Origin of the sequence: Actinomadura sp. HBU206391 (assembly GCF_014323665.1) — a bacterium.
Classification (GTDB): domain Bacteria; phylum Actinomycetota; class Actinomycetes; order Streptosporangiales; family Streptosporangiaceae; genus Actinomadura_C.
The window spans coordinates 1-3829 of sequence record NZ_JABVEB010000397.1; the positions used below are offsets into that span (position 1 = coordinate 1).

Sequence of the window (3829 nt, forward strand, 5' to 3'; positions counted from 1 at the left end):
CCCGCCCCGCGCACCTGGACCCGTACCTGCTCGTGGTCCGGACGTTCCCGCATGGCCGCCGCCCGGCCGGCCACGACGGAGCCACCGATCGTCAGCGCCACCGGTACATGTCCGAGCTCGCCGTTCAGCACGCCGAGCACACCGCGGATGCTCGACTGGTCGGCCAGCCGTTCGGCGCACAGCGCGACCCGGACAGCCCTGGCGGACTGCGGAGCACTGATCTGACCCGCGAGGGCCAGCGCGACGTCCACCGGGTCGTCGTCGATCACCAGCAGGGCGGTGCCGAGCCGCTCGGCCAGGACGGCGCTGGACGAGCTCATCGCCGCCCTGGGCACGACGACGGCGGAGGCGTTGCGCTCCCATGCCGCGTGCAGTGCGGCGGCCAGCGACCAGCCGCCCGCGGCGGCCTCGGCGTGCAGCACGACCACCGAGTGCGGAACGATGTGCCCAAGGCGCTCGAACGTCTCAGCCAGCACCACCTGGTGTACCCGCCGGGACGGATCGGCCAGATGCACGGCCTCGGCACGGGCCAGCGGCTCGACCCGCAAGAGCTCGGCCAGGTCCAGCGACGCCGTGGACGGACGACTCCTCATCGGCGCCTCGGGTGGTCCAGCGGGATGCCGTGGGACGCCGGCCCGACCATGGCCAGGCCTTCGGCCGAATACCAGACGGCGTCGGCCGGCATGACCAGAGCGTCCACCACGTCGCCCGGCTCAAGGCTGTCGAGCGTCGCCAGCTCGCCCCGCAGAACGTCCACGAGGCAGACCAGATCCGGTGCGGCGGCCGCCAGCACACCGTCTGCGAACACGGCGACGATCTCGCTGCGCAGCTCCAGGCGGAACAGCCGTCCTTGGCCGCCGATCTCGTCGATGACCACACTCGACGGATGCGCCGGGATGGTGACGTCGCTGGGGCGGCTGAGGTGTTCCAGCTCGACGATCCGTCCTCGACCGATCCGCCGACACCCGGTGAGGGCGGCCAGCCTGGCGACCAGTACATCGGCACCGATGGGCTCCAGCAACAGCCGGCCGACGTTGATCAGGCGCGAGACGGTGCTCGGCAACGCCGCGCGGCGAAGGTCACCGGCCGTACAGGGGTAGGAGGCCAGGGCCGCCCACCCGCCGAGCGTTTCGACGTTCGAGCGCAGCAGCGCGTCGGCGCGCGCCGGAGCACGCACCTCGATCGTGACCGTCTCCCCGGTGGGGCCCCGGACGGCCAGCGGGGCGGGCGACAGGCCGGCCAGCCGCATGGACGTGTGGTGGATGAGCGCGAACGTCCGGCCCATGCCGTCGGCGTCCAGCAGCGGGACGTCGAGCTGCGACGCCGCGGCCAGCGGCACGAGCGCGCTGACCGTCGCCGCGGCCAGCGGATACACCGCACCGAAGCGCCGGTGCATGAGATGTTCCAGCTCCCGTACGGCCAGCACGAACTCGTCACCGGACGGAGGAAGGTCGGCCAGCGCCGCACCGGATCCGATCACGCACAGCGAAACGCAGTGGACCTGCGGTGACAGCCCCTCGGGACGGACGAGCATGACCGGCCCGTTGCGCTCGAGCAGGTCCGTGACCCAGGACACCAGCGAGGCCTTGCTCGCGTCGCCGACGGCCGGCGAGTAGAACTTGGCGCCCTCGTACAGGGCGGGAATGTCCGTGGCCGTGATCGATGTCGCCGAACCGACGTATCCGGTGCTCATGAGGCCGGCCGTGAGCGGTCGTCGAGAGCGCCCGCGACGCGCACGCGTACCCGCACCGTGCCCGACGGGCTGTAGGGCATCGCGACGGTGGACATCTCCACGATGTCGGCGGTACCGGGATTGGCGCCGTTCGCGGTGACGATCGCGGTGGCCCGGGCCTGGGCGTCCCGGCGGATGCCCTCGAGCTCGTCGGTCGACTCGATGAAGGCGATCTCGTCCAGCCAGGCGGTGGGCCGGCTGACCGTGGCGCCGATGCAGGTCAGCTCGTCCGGATCACGATCGGCCTCCACCAGCGGGACGTCGCCGGGCCGCCTCGTCACCGGATCGGACGTACGCTGGACCCCGTCGGCACCGGTCAGCGCCGCGGTGGGCACCACCAGCTCGGTCCCCAGCCCGTGGAGCGCGTAGGGACGGACCGCCACCAGCCGGTGGCGCACGTCGCCCACGACCCGCCCGGACGGCCGGTCGAGCAGTACCCGGCAGTCGTCAGTCCCGCTCAGCACCGCGGCGCCGAGCAGCTGCAACGCGTCGGCGGCGCCCAGACCGAGGACCGGCAGCGTGCGCATCCGTGACGCGTTGACCCACCCGCCGTCGCCCCGGCCGACATGCAGCGGCGTGCCGGGCGTCCACCTCCGCACGGCGCTCTCGCAGGCGTCGAGGACGTCCTCCGCGATATCGCTCAGCGCGGAGTTCAACGCCACGGTCGCCTCGCGCGGCGCCAACCCCAGGCCGCCGAAGTCGTACGCCACCGAGATCCGCGCGTCGGGCCGGACGGACTGGAGGCCGTCTGCCACCTCGCGCTCGTGCCGTGGCTGCGCCTGCGATCCCGCCGCGACGACGGCGATGCACCGCGTGCCGTCCCGCTCGATCTCACGGCAAACCGCCTGCAGCGCCTGCCGGTCGAGCGGCACCAGCTCCCGCCCGAAGAGATCGTGTCCGCCGGGGATGGTGAAACGCCGGGTCACCAGCCGTTCGATGATCTCGGCCGGGTGGCGGTCGAGCGCCGGATCGGTGGCGGCGCGCGGCAGGACACGGACCATCGCGACGGGGGAAAGCTCCCCCGACGACTGCAGCACCGCCGCAAGGAGCAGCCGGCTGATGTCGATCGTGACACTGCGCGCCTGCTCCCTGTGGGCCGGCTGGAGACCGGACAGCAGCTCGCTCGGATCACAGCAGGGGACCGAGACCGACCCGAGGACCGTGCGATGCCGGACCACCACAGCCTGGGACCGGTCCGGTCCCAGGCTGACCCCGACGTGTACCGGCACGTCAGCCCGGTTGACCACGACTGAACACTACCTCGCGCGTTTACGCAGGTAGCGGTCGACTGTGACGGCCAGAAGGATCAGGCAGCCCTGCACCACCTGCTGGTAGGTGGTGTTCCACCCCAGCAGGTTGAAGCCGTTGCCGATCAACGTCAGCAACAGCGCGCCGACGACCCCGCGCCAGATCGCGCCCTCGCCGCCCAGGATGCTGGTGCCGCCGATGACGGCGGCGGCGATGGCCGACAGCTCCATGCCGGTGGCCATGCTGGACTGGGCCGACCCTGCGCGCGAGGCGAGGATGAGCCCGGCGAGCGCCGAGCAGATGCCGCTGACGACGTAGGCGGCGACGTGAATCTGGCCGACGCGGATGCCGGACAACCTGGCCGCCTCGACGTTTCCGCCGACCGCGTAGACCCGCCGCCCGAACGTGGTCGCCGCGATCAGGACCGCGATCGCCGCCACCACGATGATGAACACGACGGTCGCGGCGGTCAGGTTGAACACCGAAGGCCAGGTCAGTATGCCGAAGTCCTCGGCCTGCCTGGCCAGCGGGTACGCGATGACGCCGGATGTGACGACCACGGCCAGGCCGCGGTAGATGATGCTGGTGGCGAGGGTGGCGATGAACGAGTTGACGCCACTGCGCACGACGATCGTGCCCGTGATCAGGCCCAGGATCGCGCCGGTGAGCACGGCCGCGGCGAAGCCGATCGGGACACCGAAATTCTGCACCACCTTGACACCGATGATCGCGGACAGGGCGAGAGTGGCGCTCGCGGTCAGGTCGAAGACACCGCTGATGATGCAGACGGTCGCACCGGTGGCGAGCAGCCCGACCACCGAACACTGGTCGAGCACGTTGACCAGATTC

General features: G+C 71.6%; 3 protein-coding genes and 1 pseudogene. All 4 read right to left on the reverse strand.

The window, feature by feature from the left end; all coding sequences use genetic code 11:
• A pseudogene (locus HKK72_RS37155) lies at nt 1–593 on the reverse strand (PucR family transcriptional regulator); the annotation flags it as partial.
• Nucleotides 590–1693 (reverse strand): DUF917 domain-containing protein, encoded by a 1104-nt coding sequence (locus HKK72_RS37160; protein WP_187239079.1) that lies wholly within the window; start codon nt 1691–1693, stop codon nt 590–592. The gene HKK72_RS37160 and the pseudogene HKK72_RS37155, both read right to left, overlap by 4 nt.
• Nucleotides 1690–2979, reverse strand: coding sequence for a hydantoinase/oxoprolinase N-terminal domain-containing protein (locus tag HKK72_RS37165; RefSeq protein ID WP_187239080.1), 1290 nt, complete (start codon nt 2977–2979; stop codon nt 1690–1692). Before HKK72_RS37165 ends, HKK72_RS37160 begins: the two co-directional genes overlap by 4 nt.
• A 9-nt stretch (nt 2980–2988) precedes the next feature.
• Nucleotides 2989–3829, reverse strand: an 841-nt coding sequence (locus HKK72_RS37170; protein ID WP_187239081.1) for an ABC transporter permease, incomplete at its 5' end; no start/stop codon positions are given.